Annotated in this window: 19 protein-coding genes; all 19 read right to left on the reverse strand. The window is 58.9% G+C overall.

Annotated elements, in window-relative coordinates; all coding sequences use genetic code 11:
* Nucleotides 1–510: 510 nt before the first annotated feature.
* Nucleotides 511–1035: a phosphoribosyltransferase gene (locus K225_RS0110055; protein ID WP_026436283.1), complete on the reverse strand. Its 525-nt coding sequence runs from the start codon at nucleotides 1033–1035 to the stop codon at nucleotides 511–513.
* Nucleotides 1036–1087: 52 nt separating this feature from the next.
* Entirely contained in the window at nucleotides 1088–2461 is a 1374-nt protein-coding gene (locus tag K225_RS0110060; RefSeq protein WP_026436284.1) for an adenylosuccinate synthase, read from the reverse strand.
* Nucleotides 2462–2473: 12 nt separating this feature from the next.
* On the reverse strand, nucleotides 2474–3637 hold the full coding sequence (locus K225_RS0110065) for an ATP phosphoribosyltransferase regulatory subunit (RefSeq protein WP_026436285.1): 1164 nt from the start codon (nucleotides 3635–3637) through the stop codon (nucleotides 2474–2476).
* Nucleotides 3638–3728: 91 nt separating this feature from the next.
* A complete protein-coding gene (locus K225_RS0110070; RefSeq protein ID WP_026436286.1) occupies nucleotides 3729–3914 on the reverse strand; it encodes a DUF2065 domain-containing protein in 186 nt (61 codons plus the stop codon).
* An 18-nt stretch (nucleotides 3915–3932) separates the two neighbouring features.
* Nucleotides 3933–4841: a protease modulator HflC gene (gene hflC / locus K225_RS0110075; protein ID WP_026436287.1), complete on the reverse strand. Its 909-nt coding sequence runs from the start codon at nucleotides 4839–4841 to the stop codon at nucleotides 3933–3935.
* Nucleotides 4842–4850: 9 nt separating this feature from the next.
* Nucleotides 4851–6215, reverse strand: coding sequence for an FtsH protease activity modulator HflK (gene hflK, locus K225_RS0110080; RefSeq protein ID WP_026436288.1), 1365 nt, complete (start codon nucleotides 6213–6215; stop codon nucleotides 4851–4853).
* A 53-nt stretch (nucleotides 6216–6268) separates the two neighbouring features.
* Entirely contained in the window at nucleotides 6269–7396 is a 1128-nt protein-coding gene (gene hflX, locus K225_RS0110085; RefSeq protein ID WP_026436289.1) for a GTPase HflX, read from the reverse strand.
* A 108-nt stretch (nucleotides 7397–7504) separates the two neighbouring features.
* Nucleotides 7505–7759 carry an RNA chaperone Hfq gene (hfq, locus tag K225_RS0110090; protein WP_026436290.1) on the reverse strand — a complete coding sequence of 85 codons (255 nt, stop codon included), beginning with the start codon at nucleotides 7757–7759 and terminating at the stop codon, nucleotides 7505–7507.
* Between the two features lie 104 nt (nucleotides 7760–7863).
* Nucleotides 7864–9207 (reverse strand): ribosome biogenesis GTPase Der, encoded by a 1344-nt coding sequence (gene der, locus K225_RS0110095; protein ID WP_026436291.1) that lies wholly within the window; start codon nucleotides 9205–9207, stop codon nucleotides 7864–7866.
* Nucleotides 9208–9220: 13 nt separating this feature from the next.
* Nucleotides 9221–10387, reverse strand: a complete 1167-nt coding sequence (bamB, locus tag K225_RS20685) for an outer membrane protein assembly factor BamB (RefSeq protein WP_051248852.1) — start codon at nucleotides 10385–10387, stop codon at nucleotides 9221–9223.
* The gene (locus K225_RS0110105; protein WP_026436293.1) at nucleotides 10384–11070 is read right to left on the reverse strand and encodes a tetratricopeptide repeat protein; all 687 of its coding nucleotides are present in this window, start codon (nucleotides 11068–11070) and stop codon (nucleotides 10384–10386) included. Before K225_RS0110105 ends, bamB begins: the two co-directional genes overlap by 4 nt.
* An 18-nt stretch (nucleotides 11071–11088) precedes the next feature.
* Entirely contained in the window at nucleotides 11089–12354 is a 1266-nt protein-coding gene (hisS, locus tag K225_RS0110110; RefSeq protein ID WP_034712375.1) for a histidine--tRNA ligase, read from the reverse strand.
* A 149-nt stretch (nucleotides 12355–12503) separates the two neighbouring features.
* Nucleotides 12504–13775: a flavodoxin-dependent (E)-4-hydroxy-3-methylbut-2-enyl-diphosphate synthase gene (ispG, locus tag K225_RS0110115; protein ID WP_051248853.1), complete on the reverse strand. Its 1272-nt coding sequence runs from the start codon at nucleotides 13773–13775 to the stop codon at nucleotides 12504–12506.
* An 8-nt stretch (nucleotides 13776–13783) separates the two neighbouring features.
* Entirely contained in the window at nucleotides 13784–14716 is a 933-nt protein-coding gene (locus tag K225_RS0110120; protein WP_026436296.1) for a helix-turn-helix domain-containing protein, read from the reverse strand.
* Complete coding sequence (gene pilW, locus K225_RS0110125) at nucleotides 14709–15545, reverse strand: type IV pilus biogenesis/stability protein PilW (RefSeq protein ID WP_026436297.1); 837 nt, start codon at nucleotides 15543–15545, stop codon at nucleotides 14709–14711. The genes K225_RS0110120 and pilW overlap by 8 nt, the downstream gene beginning before the upstream one ends.
* 26 nt (nucleotides 15546–15571) lie before the next feature.
* Nucleotides 15572–16693, reverse strand: coding sequence for a 23S rRNA (adenine(2503)-C(2))-methyltransferase RlmN (gene rlmN, locus K225_RS0110130; RefSeq protein WP_026436298.1), 1122 nt, complete (start codon nucleotides 16691–16693; stop codon nucleotides 15572–15574).
* 84 nt (nucleotides 16694–16777) lie between these two features.
* Complete coding sequence (ndk, locus tag K225_RS0110135) at nucleotides 16778–17203, reverse strand: nucleoside-diphosphate kinase (RefSeq protein ID WP_026436299.1); 426 nt, start codon at nucleotides 17201–17203, stop codon at nucleotides 16778–16780.
* An 86-nt stretch (nucleotides 17204–17289) separates the two neighbouring features.
* A complete protein-coding gene (locus K225_RS0110140; protein ID WP_026436300.1) occupies nucleotides 17290–18810 on the reverse strand; it encodes a pseudouridine synthase in 1521 nt (506 codons plus the stop codon).
* Nucleotides 18807–19547, reverse strand: a complete 741-nt coding sequence (gene scpB / locus K225_RS0110145) for an SMC-Scp complex subunit ScpB (protein ID WP_026436301.1) — start codon at nucleotides 19545–19547, stop codon at nucleotides 18807–18809. Before scpB ends, K225_RS0110140 begins: the two co-directional genes overlap by 4 nt.
* Nucleotides 19548–19643: the final 96 nt, after the last annotated feature.

Genomic DNA, 19643 nt, shown 5'->3' on the forward strand with positions numbered 1-19643 from the left:
GAGCCAGGATCAAACTCTACAGTTCGATCTTGATTTTTTCGCTCTTTCGAGCAACTCATAATTAAGAATTGAAGTGAACTTCACTTCTCTCTCATGAGCGTTTGTAGTGCTAAGCACTAGTTCCAAAGAACTTGGCACTCGCCATCAAACGCCCACGCTTATCGGCTGTATGTTTTTAATGAACCAGATCACAAAGCGCCTAAGCCGCCCCATCATCTTCAACCCGCTGCGATCAGCGAAGCCTTAAATTCTAGCACAGTTTTTGAAGAACCGTCAAACTTTCGAAAATTTTCACTCTCCAGATCCCAGCCACTCACAGCAACCAGACCCGCCGAGCGAAGCCTTGAATTATATACCGGGTTTTTACCCAGACCAACCCAAAACCATCTTCTTTTTTCCTCCGCATCCAGACCCCTCACGAAGATGGCTCACGGCAGCGAAGCCATAAATTGTAGCACGGAAATGAGGCGAAAAATTTCCGCCCACAGCGCACTCAGCGATACCAATCCATCACACCTTCCACTTCTCCAGCAGTTTGTCTGGCCCCAAGGCGTCGTAGCCTTCAAAGGGCTGATGGATCCATGGATTGGTTGGCAGGAACTCCACCGAATAGTCTGGCGTGAAGGTTGAGATGCCCTTGGTCCAGATGACCGCACTGCGCAATTCCGAGATGGGAGCATAGTTCGTCTTCAACATGTCCATCACCGCGTGCAACGTGTGGCCAGAGTCCGCCAGATCGTCCACCAACAACACACGCCCGGCAATTTCACCTTTGGGCGTAGTGATGAAACGTGCGATATCCAGATGCCCCTGAACCGTACCCGCTTCAGCCCGGTAAGAACTCGTAGACATGATGGCCAAAGGCTTGTCAAAGATGCGGCTCAGGATGTCTCCTGGACGCAAACCACCACGGGCCAGACAAAGGATAGTCTCAAACTCCCACCCCGACTGATGCACCTTGAGCGCCAGCTTCTCGATGAGATTGTGGTACTCGTCATAGCTTACGTAAAGGTGTTTGCCGTCTTCCGTCAACATACTTGCTCCTGAATCAATAGCTGGCAATGCTTTAAATTTAACGATCCAGGGGCTATGCCACGTAGGGATGGCGCATCAGGATTGTGTGGTCACGATCCGGACTGGTAGAGACCATGGCAATGGGAACGCCGGTGACTTCGGCGATACGCTCCAAGTATTGCCGCGCGCTCAATGGCAGTTTGGCATAGTCCGTCACGCCAACCGTGGACTCACTCCAACCTGGCAACGTCTCATACACGGGCTGGCAACGGGAAATGTCGTCCGCCCCCATCGGCAGCAGGTCAATCAACTCGCCGTCAAGTTCATAACCGGTGCACAGTTTCAACTCCGCCAGGCCATCGAGTACGTCCAGCTTCGTGATGCATAGACCCGACAGGCCATTGACCTGTGCGCTGCGCTTGAGCAAGGCAGCGTCAAACCATCCGCAACGACGACTGCGCCCAGTCGTTACACCCTTCTCGGCCCCCACCGTGCTCATGTGGTAGCCCGGCGTGCCGGGCTTCTCCCAATCCAGCTCGGTAGGGAAAGGACCGCCTCCCACGCGTGTGCAGTAAGCCTTGGTAATGCCGAGGATGTAATGCAGCATGCCGGGCCCGACACCAGAGCCCGCCGCGGCGTTGCCTGCAACGCAGTTGCTGGAGGTCACATAGGGATAGGTACCATGGTCCACGTCGAGCAAGGTGCCCTGCGCGCCTTCAAACAGCAGATTTGCACCTGACTCGTGCGCACTGTTGAGCTCCCGCGAAACGTCCGCCATCATGGGCTTGAGCAACTCGGCATGGCGCATGGCCTCGGCGTAGACTGCATCGAACTGCACTTCACCGTCGCGCATATAGGGCTGAAGAGCATCACCAAAAACGAACTTGCCAGATCCCAGGAAAGTCGCCAGCACGTGGTTATGCAAAGAGAGCAGTTCGCGCAATTTCACAGCAAACCGCTCCGGGTACTTGAGATCCTGGACCCGCAAGGCACGGCGGGCAATCTTGTCCTCATAAGCGGGGCCAATTCCCCGGCCCGTAGTGCCGATTTTCTCCGTACCGCCTTGCTCGCGGGCAGCCTCTCGGGCAACATCCAGCGCCACATGAAATGGCAAGATCAGCGGACAGGCCTCACTGATGCGCAAGCGCGAGCGCACCTCAACACCGGCTTTCTCAAGCCCCTCGATTTCCTCGAAAAGCTTGGCAGCAGACAGCACCACCCCGTTGCCGATGTAGCACTTGACTCCCGGCCGCATGATGCCACTGGGGATCAGATGCAACGCAGTCTTCACGCCGTTGATCACCAGCGTGTGTCCTGCGTTGTGCCCTCCCTGAAAACGGACAACGCCCTGTGCGCTTTCCGTCAACCAGTCCACCAGCTTTCCTTTGCCCTCGTCACCCCACTGGGTACCGACCACGACCACATTGCGACCTTTGGTTGCTTTCATCTCAAACCCAATTCAATTGTCAGTTGCTTCAATAGCTTGCACGACCCATTGACCCGAGGCCAGAACCAGCTCTCGATCGCAATGGAACTCATCAACTTCGCTTTCGTGCCCCGGCAGCACGCAAACCACGGTTTCGCCACGATTGCGCAGCGTCGAAATGGCCGCATGAACATCGCCCGAATCGCCCCAGGGTGCACGAATGGCAGCCTTCAGTGCGCGCGGGGACACCACGCCGACCACCTGCTTGATGTCCAGACTGAACCCAGCGGCAGGCCGGTTGCGCCCGAATACGGCACCCACCTCGTCATAGCGACCACCGCGCACCAAGGCATCACTGGCTCCGGGGGCATAGATGGCAAAGCGCGCCCCACTGTAATAGGCATAACCCCGTAAATCGGCCAGATCGAAAGTGACACGAACACCCTCGAGGCGGGATGCCAACCACTTCAAGTTGGATAGCAGTTCGCACACACCAGGTGTGCGCTTGAGGGCCTTTTCTGCCTCAAGCAAAATACTTTCATCGCCATAGAGTTGCAACAACGCCAGCAACCCCTCGCGCGATGCCACGGGAAAATCGCGGGCCAGAAAAGCCAACTCGCCGGCATCCTTGGTGGCCAAGGCTGCATGAATGGCCTGAAGCAGGTTGCCATCCACCGGCACCCCTGCAAGCAAGCTACGAACTATACGAACATCGGCAAGATCCACGGTGGTGTCCTGCACATTGGCGACCCGCAGGCAATGCAGCGCCAGCAGCAGCGCCTCAAGGTCTGCCTCCAGCCCGGCATGGCCATAGATTTCTGCACCGAACTGCAGCGGCTCGCGCGTCGCATGGGGACGGTCAGGCCGCGTGTGCACCACCGGACCGCAGTAGCAGAGTCGGGTGACCCCCTTCCGATTGAGCAGATGCGCATCGATGCGGGCAACCTGGGGTGTGGTGTCGGCACGCAGCCCCAAGGAACGGCCTGACAGCTGATCCACCAACTTGAAAGTCTGCAGACCGAGTGCCTCACCGGTTCCCGTCAGCAGAGACTCCAGGTGCTCCAGCAGCGGCGGCATGACAAGCTCATAGCCATAGCAACGGGCCGTATCAAGCAGCCCGCGACGCAATTCTTCGATGTGCCGTGCTTCGGACGGCAAGACATCGGCAATATGATCCGGCAGGACCCAAGCAGACATGGAAATGGGAAGGCTGTTAAAAACGTGATTCTACCGGCAGCGGTGAAACACACCGAACGCTGCCATGGTCGCGGGATTGAGTTCCCCAGAATCAGACCAGCAGCATGGCGATGCCAGAAACGATGCACAGCAGTGCAAAAAACCGAATCTGGCCGTCGCGCAGCTGCACCATCTGCGTAAAGACGCGGCGCCAGCCGGCAGGTGACACGAACGGCAAAAGCCCTTCGATCACCAACACCAGCGCCAGCGCGGTCCAGAGACTATCGTTCAATTCCACGTGGCTTGGCCGGTGGTGTTACTTGCGCGCCGGCTGGACTGCAGGGGAAGCAGACCCACCCCGAAAAGCCTTGAAAAAATCAGATGAGGACGGGTCCAGCACCATGACGTCGCTCTTCTTGCTGAAGCTGGCCTTGTAGGCCTCCAGGCTGCGATAGAACTGGGCGAATTGAGGATCACGGCCAAACGATTCGGCATAGATGCGTGCAGCCTCGGCATCCCCTTCGCCCTTGACCTTTTGTGCATCGCGATAAGCATTGGCGATGGTGACCTCGCGCTGACGATCGGCATCGGCACGAATCTTCTCCCCCTCCGCCGCCCCCGTCGAACGCAGCTCATTGGCCACGCGCTTACGCTCTGCCTCCATCCGACGATAAACGGATTCGGTGATCGCCTCGACATAGTCAACCCGGGTGATGCGAACATCCACCACATCCACCCCCCACGGTTTGGCGCCGCGGACGGTTTCCAGGACTTCGCGCTTCACATCGGCCATCAGGTTCTCGCGCTTGAGCGACAACAGTTCCTTGACCGTCCGCTTGTTGATTTCCTCCTGAAACGCATTGCGCACCACCCGATTGAGCTGCATGGCCCCCGCAGTCTCATCCAGACCAACGTTGCGGATGTATTCGGTGGGTTCAGAAATTCTCCAGCGCACATACCAGTCAATGACCACACGCTGCTTCTCAGCCGTCAGCATGGGCTCGGTATCAGTGCTGTCGAGGGTCAACAACCGCTTGTCAATATAGGACACGTTCTGAAAAGGTGGCGGCAGCTTGAAGTTCAACCCCGGTTCCGTGATGACTTCCTTGATCTGCCCCAGGGCATACAAGACACCAAACTGGCGCTGATCCACGACGAAGAGCATCGAACTCATCAATGCGAGCACTACCAAGACGGTAGAAGCAATAAATCCAACTCTGTTCACAAGATGCTCCTAGCGGGTTTCGCGGTCACGCGTACGACTGCTGTCACGCGCACGGGAATCGTTCGACAAACTGCCAGCCGGTGCCGACGGAGGCACCGCCAAGGCCCCGCCAGCGACGGGAGTCTCGACCGAACCGGATGATTGCGAGACACCCTGCATGATCTTGTCCAACGGCAGATAGAGCAGATTGGATCCCTGCCGCGACTCCACCAGCACCTTGGTCACGTTGCCGTAAATCTGCTGCATGGACTCCAGGTACATGCGGTCGCGCGTCACCTGTGGGGCTTTCTGATATTCCGCCAGAACGGAAGAAAACCGTTGCGCATCGCCCTGCGCCTGGGCCACGATGCGGGCCTTGTATGCAGCCGCCTCCTCCTTCAACCGGGAAGCTGAACCGACTGCACGAGGAACCACATCATTGGCATAGGCCTCGGCTTCATTTTTCGCCCGCTCCCTTTCCTGCCCGGCCTTCAACACATCATCAAACGAGGCCTGCACCTGCTCTGGCGGACGCACCCCCCCCTGCTGCAGATTGATGCCGACCACCTCCACACCCACCTTGTAACGGTCGAGTATGGTCTGCATCAGCGCGCGCACCCGCGGCGCAATCTGATCGCGCTCTTCGGCCAGGGCGGTATCCATGCGCATCTTGCCCACCACTTCACGCACGGCCGTCTCTGCCGCCTGCACCACCGCATCTGCCGGATTCTTGCTTTCGAAGAGCCACGCCCTGGCATCGCTCAGGCGGTACTGAACGGCGAACTTGATTTCGACAATGTTTTCATCTTCAGTCAACATGGCCGACTCGCGCAGGCCCGTGCTCTTGATCACATTGTCCCGCCCCACGTCGGCAGAGCGAATCTGGGTCACAAAAACCAGTTCGTGGCGTTCAATCGGATAGGGAAGGCGCCAGTTAAAACCCGCCCCCTTGGTGCTTTGGTACTTGCCAAAGCGCGTGATGACTGCCTGCTGGCCTTCCTGGACAATGAAGATACCGGTTCCCATCCAGATCATAAACACAATACCGGCGATAAGCCCAATGCCCATGCCCGCATTCTTCATATCCGGCTGGAAACCACCGCCATTGCCGCCACCAGGGCCCCGAGATCCACCGCTCTTGTTGCCGAACAGTCCACCCAGCTTGCGATTGAGGTCGCGCCACAATTCGTCCAGATCAGGTGGCTGCCCCTTGGATCCAGAGTCGCGCCCACTGCCGCCTCCTGAAGGCGGCACAGGCGGACGCTCGGGCTCAGGACGGTTGCCATCCTCGGCCTTGTCCTCGCCACGCCCCCACCGGGGATCGTTCAAATTGAACATCCCACGGATGCGGTCTGGGAGCGTTGCCCAGCGTGGGTTACGGTCTTGAAAATTCATGCGCAAAGTCTCTGGTTCTCTGGTGATATCGATGCAACCGGCATTGTGCCCAATCAGGGCGCCTGGATCGGAAATTCAGCGAGATCGACTGGGGTCATGTCGGCTTGGACGGCAAGCACGGTCTGGGCCAATTTTTGCCGAAGTACATCAAGACCTTCCCCGCTGCGCGCACTGACAAACAGGCGGTCCACAGGTCGGCCCTCCAGTTCGTACATATCCTGCAACAAGGCGGGACGCTGCTCCGGCGCAATGGCATCGAGCTTGTTGAATACCAGCAACTGGGCAATGTCGGCAGCGCCAATTTCGCGCAGCACCCGTTGCACTTGATCGATCTGCTCGGGGAAATTGGGATTGGACGCATCCACGACATGCAACAGCAAGTCCGCATCCACCGCCTCTTGCAGCGTGGCCTGGAAGGCATCCACCAATCCGTGTGGCAAGTCGCGAATAAAGCCGACGGTATCCGATAGCGAAACGGACCTCTCAGCCTCCCCCAGATACAACTGCCGCGTCGTGGTATCCAACGTGGCGAACAGCTGATCGGCGGCATACGCCCTCGCCTTCACCAAGGCATTGAACAAGGTGGATTTTCCGGCGTTGGTGTAACCCACCAGGGAAATATTGAAAGTATCACGCCGCTCTCGCTGGCGTCGCTGCGTCGAGCGTTGGCGTTTCACCTTGGTCAGGCGTTCCTTGGTCCGCTTGACAGCGTCGCTGATCATGCGCCGATCCAACTCAATCTGGGTTTCGCCCGGCCCCCCGCGCGCCCCGATCCCACCGCGCTGACGCTCCAGGTGCGACCAGCGCCGAACCAGTCGAGTGCTCAGGTATTGCAAACGCGCCAATTCCACCTGCAGCTTGCCCTCGTGGCTTCGGGCCCGTTGGGCAAAAATTTCAAGGATCAGCAGCGTCCGGTCGTTGACAGGCAACTCAAGGTGGCGCTCCAGATTGCGCTGCTGTGCGGGACTCAATGCCTGATCAAAGAGCACCTCCACTGCACCATGCATCTGTGCGAGCATGCGGATCTCATCCGCCTTGCCCGAACCGACAAACAGTGCAGCATCGGGCGCCTTGCGCTTGCACGTCAGCCGTGCAACAGGCTCCAGCCCGGCAGTCTGCGCCAGCAACCCCAATTCCTCGAGGCTGGCATCAAAATGAGGAAGACCAAAATCGACTCCCACCAGAAGCACTGGCGTACGTGGAGCATTGGTCGAATCAGAGGAACTCAAATGAACCGGCCCATCTTCGTGGCGGGTCTTTGTTGACCGGCCGTGCCGCACCGCGCCCAATCAGGCGCCGCTGTTTTCAGCATCCGCGGTGTCTGCTGTGGAAAAATTGACCGCACGTCCCGGCACAATCGTGGAAATGGCGTGCTTGTAGACCATCTGGGTCACTGTGTTGCGCAGCAGCACCACGTACTGGTCAAACGATTCAATTTGCCCCTGCAGCTTGATGCCATTCACCAGATAAATGGATACGGGAACGTGCTCCTTGCGCAGAGCATTCAGGAAAGGATCTTGCAGAAGTTGGCCTTTATTGCTCACGATATTCTCCGTGTTCAAGTGTTGTTGTAAACCATCACCTTACCACAGCGCGCACTGCAGCAAAGTCGACTCCACAGAGTCCCTCGGGCACCCACGTTTTTGACTTAACTTTCGTCTTTGTCAGCGAAGGGGTTGTGAGATGTCTTCATTTCGATGCGCAGCGGTGTTCCCACCAAATCGAATTCCTTGCGGAAACGCCCTTCCAGGAAACGCTTGAAAGCATCCGTCACATGTTCCAGGGAATTCCCGTGGATCACGATCACCGGCGGATTCATGCCCCCCTGGTGTGCGTATCGCATCTTGGGGCGGAACATGCCCACGCGCTTCGGTGCTTGAAACTGCACCGCCTCCAGCAACACACGCGTCAGTACCGGCGTAGACATCTTGCAGGTCGCCGCTTTGTGCGCCTGGGCGATGGAAGCCCACAAGGGACCCAAGCCTTGTCTCTTTTTGGCAGAGATGAAATGTATTGCTGCAAACTTCAAGAACGTCAGCCGGGTTTCAATAGACCGCTCAAGCAATTGGCGCTGGTAGTCATCGACGGCATCCCACTTGTTGACGGCCAGAACCACCGCCCGCCCACTCTCAAGGATGTACCCTGCAATATGCGCGTCCTGGTCTGTGACTCCCTGGGTGGCATCCAGCAACAGCAGCACGACATTGGCCGACTCGATCGCCTGCAGGGTCTTGACCACCGAGAACTTCTCGATAGCCTCGAACACTTTCCCCTTGCGACGCAATCCGGCAGTGTCGACCAATTCGAACCGCTGCCCATTTCGCTCAAAAGGCACCGTGATGGCATCGCGCGTGGTGCCTGGCATGTCAAAGGCAACCAGACGCTCTTCACCCAGCCACGTATTGATCAGGGTTGACTTGCCCACGTTGGGGCGGCCGGCCACAGCCAGCTTTATCACACCTTTATCTATGTCCAGCTCGGTATCGTCGGGCTCCGGCAGATGAAGCGGCTCCAGGGCCAGATCCACCAGCCCACGAATCCCCTGACCATGGGCCGCAGACACCGGGTAAACGTCACCCAGGCCCAATTCGTAGAACTCTGCCAGCTGAACGCCCTGCACCATCCCCTCGGCCTTGTTCGCCACCAAGATGCACGGTTTGCCCAGCCTGCGAAGATAATTTGCGATGTCGTGGTCCTGCGCTGAAACACCCGCGCGTGCGTCCACCACAAAGATCACCACATCGGCTTCCGCCACCGCCTGCTGCGTTTGCTTGGCCATCTCGCGATAGATGCCACTGGATGCGTCCGGCTCGAACCCCCCGGTATCGATCACGATGTACTCGTGCTTGCCTTGCTTGCCGTTGCCGTAGTGCCGGTCGCGCGTCAACCCGGCAAAGTCGGCCACGATGGCGTCTCTCGACTTTGTGAGACGGTTGAACAACGTGGATTTTCCGACGTTCGGACGCCCCACGAGGGCGATAACTGGCTTCATTGAAAACAACCCATCAATCAGGACGGAAGCCGTATATCCCGCCATTGCGGGTGACAGCCACCAAGGTATCCGCAGCAACAACCGGAGCGGCGGCGATGCCGGAGGCATCCGTGGTCAATCGATTCAACGGGCCGCCATCGTCGCGAGACAGCAGATGCAAGAGCCCGGCCTCATCCCCCACAACAACCGACCGCCCCAAAAGCAGCGGCGCCGTCAGCTTTCGAAACTTGAGCCGATCCGATGTCCAGGCACGCGTGCCATCGGCCCGGCGCCAGGCAAGCACCACACCATTGCTCTCGGTGCCAAAAATGAGCTCTCCGTTGCCGTGAATACCCTCTGTTCCCGCCGCAAGCTGCGTCCAAGCCACGGTGCCACGCGCCGTGTTCACGCACCCCACGGAGGCTTGAAATGAGCGCGCGCAGACACTATCGCCGACACGCGAAACACGACCGACCAAGTCCACGAGACGCTCCACATCGTTCGTACCACGGGCACTGGCCAGAGGGGCTTCCCATCGCACACTGCCATTGTCCGGGTTGAGGCCCACCAATCGGCCCGACAATCCTGCCACCAGCGTATCACCAACCGCCAGGAGCACCCCGGATTGACGCAATACCAAGGGCTCTCCGGGACGGGACTGGGTCCATAAACGCCGCCCCGTTGCAGCATCATAGGCAGCAACTGACCGGTCGGCAGACAACACAAAAATGCGGTTTCCCGCCACCAGCGGAGCGGTAAAGGTTTGCGTCTGCACAGGCTTGCGCCACAGCTCGCGCCCTGCCTCCATGGCTACCAGCATGTTGCTGCGGGAAACAACGGCAGTCCATTTGCCGTCGCTGCCCACCCCCGCCGACAAGGGTTCACCCAGCGAGGCGCGCCAAAGATCCGCTCCCGATCGGGCATCCAGAGCAACCACCACGCCGTCCGCCGATGCGACGGTCACTACATGGCCAGCAGCGTGAACATCCAGGGGCAACCCTGTAACGCCACCAAGGCGCGCCGTCCAAACCTGGCGCACGCCCAGAACGGGAACATTGGGACCAAGATCCGCAGGCACGGGCTTGGAACTACCACCCCAGAGCGAGCAACCACTCAGCACGGCCCCTGCCAAAAGCACGGATGCCACATGCTTGACACGCAAGATCGACAACGGAGAAAGCGCAGGTAGAACAAATCTCATTTTTTGACCTTGTCGGATGTAACGGCCACTGCGACAGCGTCTTGAGGATGAACGCCCAATGCGTTGAGCTTGACCTCCACCAGGTGGCGGTACTCCACGCGATCATCAAAAGCCTTGAACGCGCGGCTGTACTCGGCAATGGCTTGCTCCTGCTTTCCCTGCAGCAGCAAGATATCACCCTTGCGATCAGCGACCACTGCCTCGAATTCGGCCGGAAATGATCCCGAGACTTGCTTGAGTGCTCCATCCAGATCCTTCTGATCCATGAGCACGCTGGACAGGCGCAACCTGGCAAGCGCCTTGTAGCCATCATCACCGGCATTCTCGGCGACCCAGGTTAAAGCGTCCTTCGCCCCCGTAGCGTTGCTGGCATCGAGCATGAATCTGGCAAGCACCAGCCCTGCCTGCGCAGTCTGCGTCGTTCCTGCATATTTGGAGCGTAGATCACCAAACGCCTGCTCCATGCGAGCCTGGTCTCCGGCGCGGGCAGCCACATCCACTGCATCAAAAAGTGCCGCGGCCTGCGTTGACTGGCGATTCTGCCAATACTGGTAACCATTCCAGGCGGCGAGAGAGCCAAATACCAGCAACACCAGGGAACTGATCAATGTTCCCCAGGTATTCCAGAAATGCTTGAGTTGATCAAGTTGTTCTTGCTCTTCGAGATCGAGATGATTGGCCATGACTATGCTTGCTTGAAATTAACTGGAAAATTGCAGGGTGCCGGCCCATTCGGACACGTTATCCAGGCAGTGCTCTGTCTGCGCACCACTGCCATCACGTAACGACTTGCACAAAACCATGCCACGCCCCAGCTCATCCGAGCCAAAAACAAGCGCATGCCGGGCGCCGCTGGCATCTGCCTTCTTGAACTGGGATTTCATGCTTCCCATGCCTTCACCCGACGCAGGGGCACCATGCATCTGTACGCAGACACCGTGCGCCCGCAAACGCTCCAGTGTCGCAATGGCCACCGGCAAAGCGGTCGCATCCGGAATGACCGCGTAAACATCCGGGGTCACCGGTGGAATGGCGCTGCCCTGCTCCTTCAGAAGTTCCAGCACACGCTCGACCCCAAGGGCCCAGCCAACAGCAGGCGCGGCCTTGCCTCCTATCTGCTCGATAAGATAGTCGTATCGTCCGCCACCACAAATAGTGCCCTGGGAACCCAGCTGGTCCGTGACAAACTCAAACACCGTCAGATTGTAATAATCCATGCCACGCACCAGCCGTGGATTGACCCGCCAGGAAACGCCATTCGCATCCAAAATGGCCTTGACCACGTTGAAGTGCTGCAAAGACGCTTCACCGAGAAAATCAATCAGCCGCGGTGCCGCTTCCACGATCTGCTGCATCGCCGGGTTCTTGGTGTCCAGAATCCGCAACGGGTTGCTATGCAGTCGCCGTCGTGCCTCCTCATCCAGAGCATCGACATGGCGCTCCAGATAGGCAATCAAAGCGGCCCGGTGGGCCTTGCGTTCGTCCGGTTGACCCAGACTGTTGATCTCCAGGCGCACATTGTGAAGACCCAGCTCTTTCCATAATGCATTGGCCAACAAAATCAATTCCGCATCCAGTTCCCCACCGGGAAATCCGAGCGCTTCCGCTCCGATCTGGTGAAACTGGCGATACCGCCCCCGCTGGGGACGCTCGTGGCGGAACATGGGGCCCATGTAGTACAAACGCTTGCCACCGTCGTACAGCATGGAGTGTTCAGCAACCGCGCGAACGACTCCAGCCGTCGCCTCCGGCCGCAAGGTCAGTTGCTCGCCATTCAAGCGGTCTTCAAAGGAATACATCTCCTTTTCGACGATATCGGTGACTTCCCCCAGCCCGCGCACGAACAGCGACGTTGGCTCGACAATCGGAGTGCGAATATTGCGATAGGCATACCGCTCCATGAGCGAGCGCACCTTGCCCTCCAGCCATTCCCACCGCGCGGAGTCGGGCGGCAAGATGTCGTTCATGCCTTTGACAGCGGTTAGCTTTTCAAGCTTCGACACAGGGGTTCCTTTTTCAGTACGCACTGCGGTATTTTCTTTATGGAGATGGAAGGATAAGCAACAGGGCGCGCCAACGACCTGCAGGTCAACCGCGCCGGGATCGCGCTCACAAACTACGCGGTCGAAGACACTGCCCCGAACCGCTTCTCGATGTAGTTTTCGACGATCTGATGGAATTCATTGGCGATGTTGTCGCCACGCAGGGTGAGGGCTTTTTCCCCATCAATGAACACCGGGGCAGCAGGTGCTTCACCGGTACCGGGAAGGCTTATGCCGACATCAGCGTGCTTGCTCTCACCGGGGCCATTCACGATACACCCCATGACCGCAATCTTCAGATTTTCCACACCGGGATAACGCACGCGCCACACAGGCATCTGCGCGCGAAGGAAATCGTCAATCTGTTTGGCCAGATCCTGGAAAGTGGTGCTGGTCGTGCGACCGCAACCAGGGCATGCCGTCACACTGGGGACGAAAATCCGCAGCCCCAGCGACTGCAGGATCTCCGATGCCACCACAACTTCCTGCGTCCGCGCTTCACCCGGTTGGGGGGTGAGCGAGACCCGAATGGTGTCGCCGATGCCTTCTTGCAGCAAGATCGACAACGCAGTGGCAGATGCCACGGTTCCCTTGGTACCCATCCCCGCTTCCGTGAGCCCCAGATGCAGCGCATAGTCGCAACGGCGCGCCAATTCACGGTAAACCGAGATCAGATCCTGAACGCCACTGACCTTGCACGAGAGGATGATCTGATTGCCGTCCAAGCCCATGTCTTCGGCACGACGCGCGGACTCCACGGCTGAAGTGATCAGCGCCTCGTACATCACCTGGCGCGCATCCCATGGTTGGGAGCGACGGCTATTGGCATCCATCAGGCTTGCCAGAAGTTCCTGGTCAAGACTGCCCCAATTGACACCGATGCGAACCGGCTTGCTCCACCGCATTGCAGCCTCGATCATTTGACCGAACTGGCGATCACGCTTGTCGCCCTTGCCGACGTTGCCTGGATTGATGCGGTACTTCGACAATGCCTGGGCACAATCCGGGAAATCTGTCAAAAGCCGATGGCCGTTGTAATGGAAGTCGCCGACCAGGGGCACGCTCTCCCCCATGCGATCCAGTTGCTCCCGGATATAGGGGACCGCTGCTGCAGCCTCCGGCGTGTTGACGGTAATCCGGACAAACTCGGACCCCGCCTGGGCCAGCTCCTTCACCTGGATGGCTGTGCCGATAGCATCCACCGTATCCGTATTGGTCATGGACTGGACGCGCACAGGAGCATCGCCGCCCACCGTGACGACACGAGAGCCCCACACCACCCTCGCCTGCCTGGAGCGCCGAAGGGCAGGTTTTGACACGGAGATCGGCGCGGTATTGCTATCCATTGTTTCCACTATCTCACCTCGAAGCGAGCGACATTCTCACGGGACACGGAGCCAAGCTCATAAGGCTTGCCACGCACAAAAACCTCGGTGGCATCCGCTCGTCCGACGACTACCGCCAGAGGCAGTGCACCCGACACAGAAACCAGCTCGTCGGGTGCCAAATTGCGCCGAAATACCACGGCACCTGTCGCATCCCGAACCTGTACCCACGACTCGCTGCGGGCCTTGAAGGCAAGCACACCAGCAGGTGCATCGACAGCAGACGGGGGGACAGCAGATGCGCCAACGGAAGACATGGCAGGAACCGGTGGTACTTCCCCCGCCGACTCCTTGGAGTCACCGGTCAAAGCTGCGACCTCCACGCCAGAGGTGGCACTCGCCGGCGCGGAAATTGCAGGGGCTGGGCGCTCCTGTGCCACGTCCACCGCAGGTGTGGAAATCACGGCATCTGGCGCCCGTTGCTTGAACAAAGCCAACAGGTCAGCCTCAAGACTGCGAGGCAAAAAAATCATCAGCGCTGCCCCGATCAGCAGCATGCCCACCACCCACACCAGCGTTTTCGAGCGTGGAACGACAAACGGCGTAGACGATGATTTGCTTCGGAAGCCCTTGACGGTCGCATTCAGCCCCCCGTCATTGGTGGACAGCCTGGGACTTTCTCCTTGCGGGAGAAGCGCCAGAACCGGCTCAGGGTGGATCTTCAGGGTACGGCAAATGCTGGACGCCAAAGCCCGCACAAATACGATGTCCGGGAGTGCAGAAAAATCATCCGCCTCCAGGGCTTCGAGCTTTCCCACAGGAACCTTCGTGGCTCCCGCCAGAGCAGCAATATGCACCCCGGCAGCCTCTCGGGCCTCCCGCAACAACGCGCCCGCCGTCACCCCGCGCGCATATTGGTCATGCGATTCAGAACCCGACTGCTCGCCCATCCACTCACTCATTGAATGCCCCGCGTTCATACGCACCCCACTCGCGCGACTCCGGGAATCGCTTGCGCAATTGGTCTGCAAGCTGCCGCGCGGCCACCGTGTCCCCCAAGGCACGCTCCACCTTGATCCCGAGCCACAAAGATTCCGAGTTGGCATATTCGCTGTTGTTGAGGCGCCGAATGTAAAACTGCGCACGACTCAACTCATTGCGTCGCAACAGCAACGCAGACAGGTGGTACCCCACCACGGGATTTGCAGCATCCAGTTCATAGGCCTTGATCAGGGACTGCTCGGCTTCCGCATACTGTGCTGCACCCACCTGGCACAGTCCTCTGGCCATCAGCGTCTTGCCGCGGGCAGCATATGCAGGGTTGTCCAGCGCACGGACAAACTGCTGATCCGCTTCTGCATATTTTTTCTGCTGGCATAAAAGCCAGCCAAAGTTATGCAACAAGTTGGGGTCGCCTGGACGCAATGCCTGCGCCCGGCGAAAGCTTTCTTCCGCCTGGGAAAAATCGTTGAGCCGCAAATAGATAAGACCACGCAGGTTGTAGGCGTCCGCATAGCTGGCATCCGCCGCAAGCGACTGCTTGACCTCGTCCAGGGCCACGGCAGTCTGTCCCATCTCGAAGTAATTCGATGCCAGCTCCAGGCGAATTCGTGCACGGCGCCTTGCATCAGGTTCGTCGGACGGTGTCACCAGATCCGCAGTGGAGTCCGAAGCAGAGGCGCCCCCATTGGCAGCACAGCCGCCAAGAGCAAAACAAAAGCCCAGGACACCACAAGCCATCAGCATCCAGTGCCGATATTGCCGCCAGCGACCACCAGTCGATCCCACCATGTAGCGCTTCCTTGATAAGTAGCGACCTAAGTCACCTGTTTGAGCACGATTGTGCGTTGCTTTGCCATGCGCTCCACCACACGTGTGCGGTCTTGCACATCGCCTGCCAATTGACCGCAGGCGGCATCGATATCATCTCCGCGCGTCTTGCGCACTGTCGTGACAATTCCCGCATCGCTCAGCACCTTTGCGAAAATTGCCACCTGTGCCTGGGAAGAACGCTTGAGCCCTGATGCCGGAAATGGATTGAACGGAATCAGATTGAATTTGCAGCGGATCGCCCTGCCAATCGATGGTTTGACCAGTTCAATCAGTTGATGGGCATGCTCGATCTGGTCGTTCACCCCATCCAGCATGCAATATTCAAATGTGATGAAGTCCCTTGGCGCATGCTCGAGATAACGGTGACACGCCTCCAGCAACCCCTGGATCGGATACTTGCGGTTTATCGGCACCAGATAATCGCGCAAGGCATCACTGGGCGCGTGCAAGGACACAGCCAAGGCCACAGGACAGTCCTGCGACAATCGATCCATCATGGGAACGACACCCGAGGTAGACACCGTCACACGCCTGCGCGACAGGCCATAAGCATGGTCATCGAGCATGACCCTCAACGCCGGCACAAGGGCCGCATAGTTTTGTAGCGGCTCGCCCATCCCCATCATCACCACATTGGTAATGACGCGGGAAGAAGATCCAAAGCGGGCGCGCAAGGCGTGCTCGGCAAACCACAACTGCGCAACGATCTCACCCGTGGTGAGATTGCGGCTGAAGCCCTGATGGCCTGTCGAGCAGAATCGGCACCCTACCGCGCAACCGGCCTGCGACGATACGCAGAGTGTTCCCCGATCATCTTCAGGAATGAACACGGATTCGACGGCATTGCCGCCACCCACGTCAAACAACCATTTGACCGTGCCATCCGCCGAAACATGCTCACTGATGACTGGCAGGGCCTGCACGTGGGCACAGCCTTTCAACTTGGTCCGCAATGCAACGGCCAGATCGCTCATGCCGTCAAAATCGCTGACGCCCCGCTGGTGAATCCAGCGGAAAAGCTGTGTCGCACGAAAACGCTTTTCTCCGAGCTGACCACAAAAACCGATCAACCCATCCAGGTCAAAATCCAGAAGGTTGGTTGTCATGGCAGCCGCGCCCTCGATCGGTCGCAGCTGTCCCCAGCACTTGATTGCTCCAGCGAGACCAGAACGAGTGTGGGGACAATCATGTCAGCGCGAGTAGACGTTCATGCCGGCGAAGAAGAAGGCGATTTCCACTTGAGCGGTCTCAGGGGCATCGGAACCATGCACGGCATTGGCATCGATGCTGTCTGCGAAATCAGCGCGAATGGTGCCGGCCTCGGCCTTCTTCGGGTCCGTTGCACCCATCAATTCGCGATTCTTCAGGATCGCGTTCTCACCTTCCAGCGCCTGAATCATGACGGGGCCGGAGATCATGAAATCCACCAGATCCTTGAAGAAAGGACGCTCCTTGTGCACCGCATAGAACTGCTCAGCTTCCAGACGGGAGAGGTGCGCCATACGGGCAGCAACAACCTTGAGGCCGGCGGCTTCAAAGCGGGCATAAATCTGGCCAATGACATTCTTGGCAACTGCGTCGGGCTTGATGATGGAGAGAGTACGTTCGATAGCCATATTGATTTCCTGGTGTGATGTTGCTGTGATTTTTGCCCATAGGGCAAAGCTTTTGATTCTAACCGGGCAAGAAAACGCCGGCAGGTCTAGCGATTGCCTCCGCGACGGGATCCACCACCCATACGGCGCTGGTCCTGACGGTGGCGCGACAAACTGTCTACGCCAATGTAGCCCACCGATGTTTTCATGGGATCGGGTTGTGCACTCCCGCGCTGGCGATCCGGGTTGCCGCTGCGCACGCCCGGATCATCCGATCGACGCGGCCCCTGGCCGCGCGCTCTGCCCCCTCCTCCACCAGCACCGGCACCGGCAGAACGCTTGCGCGCATCGCCCGCGCGTTGCCCCCCACGTCCGCGCCCCCTGTTGCCGCGATCTGCGCCGCCAATGCCTTCCTCGCCACCCACGCCTCTGGCTTCTGAGCGCCCCGCCCCGGCAGCCTGCACCAGGGCGCGAATGTCGCTCTCATCGAGCTCCAGCCAGGCCCCCCGCTTAAGCCCACGGGGCAAGACCATCGCGCCATACCGGATCCGGATCAGGCGGCTGACCGCATGGCCCACGGCCTCCAGCATGCGACGCACCTCGCGATTGCGCCCCTCGGAGATGGTGACGCGATACCAGCAGTTGGAACCCTCCCCGCCGCCGTCCTCGATCGAGCCAAACGCGGCCATGCCGTCGTCCAGCCGGACACCGTCCAACAAATGCTGTTTTTCTTCGTTGCTCAAGGCGCCCAGAACGCGTACGGCATATTCCCGCTCCAACCCGAATCGGGGGTGCATCAGCTTGTTGGCCAACTCGCCCGAACTCGTGAACAAAAGCAGCCCCTCTGTATTCAGATCCAGCCGACCGACCGACTGCCATTTCCCCTGCTGCAAGCGGGGAAGCTTGCGGAACACGGTCGGACGGTTTTGCGGATCATCGTGGGAGACCACCTCCCCGACGGGCTTGTGGTACGCGATGACACGCGCTGGCGGAGGATCGATGCGGTAACGAATCGGCTTGCCATTCACCTTCACCTGATCGCCAAACTGCACGCGCTGACCGATGTGTGCCGGCTCGTTGTTCACCGAAATTCTTCCCTCGAGAATCAACTGCTCCATCTCGAGGCGAGAGCCCAACCCTGCCTGCGCCAGCACCTTGTGAAGCTTGGGCGTTTCTGCCTGGGGCAATAAAACGCGCTTGGGTGCCACGTCCTCGCTGTCGACCTCGTCGGCATCGAAACGCCCGGAAATGACGTCTTCGAACTGGTAACCACCCGCCGCAGAGGGGGAGGATCGCTTGCCGCGCCCAACGCCTCCCGCGTGGTGTGGATTCGCCGGGGGCCTGGCACCGGCCTGGCTGCGATCTTCTATCGCTGGCAAGTCCGCAACGGCGGCCTGGGACATCACTTCCGCGCTCTTCAGCGGAACCGACAACACCGCAGCAGACTCCGGCTTCACCGACTCTTTGGCGAGCGCAACGTGGGCCGCCACCTCCTCGACAGCACCATCCGTTGGCGCCGCTTTCTTGCGAGAGGTTTTTCGTGCCGCAGATTTTTTCTGCAGCATTGCCGCCTCGGAATTCTCCGTCTCATGCGGCATGTTCTGTACATCGGAAGTGGAATCGTTCATAAATTATTTCCCGAGACACCCCCGGGGGCATCCTCTTGTTCATCGTGGAGATGGGTCTCCACACTTGGCCTGGCCTGCATTTCCTGCGACGCTTCCTGGCGTTCCAAGCCCGGCAACTGATCGCTCATCAACGAAAAAACCTCGGGGATGCCGCCTCCATCCATCTCCAAAGCGCCCTGCAGGCTGGCTGCCGAGGCCATTGCCTCCAGGACCGAGGCACTGCCGGTGGGATCATCCAGCACAGGCAACTGGTCCAGTGACTGCAAGCCCAGATCATCCAAAAACTGGCGCGTGGTGGCAAACAACGCCGGCCGGCCCACGGTTTCGCGGTGGCCAATGACCTCCACCCAACCCCGGTCCTCCAGTTGTTTGACGATCAGGCTGTTGACGGTGACGCCCCGAATATCCTCAATGTCCCCACGCGTCACCGGCTGACGGTACGCAATGATGGCCAGCGTCTCCAACGTGGCACGCGAATAGCGCGGAGGTTTTTCCGGGTGAAGCTTGTCCAGGTATTCACGCATTTCTGGGCGGCTTTGAAATCGCCACCCGGAGGCCACCTGCACCAGTTCGACGCCCCGCAAAGCCCAGTCCTGCTGGAGTTCCTGCAACAGGACTTTCAGCGTGTCCGTCCCCAGTGCATCATCAAAAAGTACACGCAGCTCCCGTACCGCCATGGGCTGCGCAGCGCAGATCAGGGCGGTTTCGAGGACCCGTTTGGCATCCACCGTATTCATGGTTCAGCGATTCCGGGAAAAATTGGGCCACACAGCGATTGCAGGCACTACACCAACTGCAGGAGTCGATCCACGGTGCACCAGAAAGACACTCTG

The sequence above is a fragment of the Acidovorax sp. JHL-9 genome, assembly GCF_000426205.1.
Lineage (GTDB): Bacteria > Pseudomonadota > Gammaproteobacteria > Burkholderiales > Burkholderiaceae_C > Acidovorax > Acidovorax soli.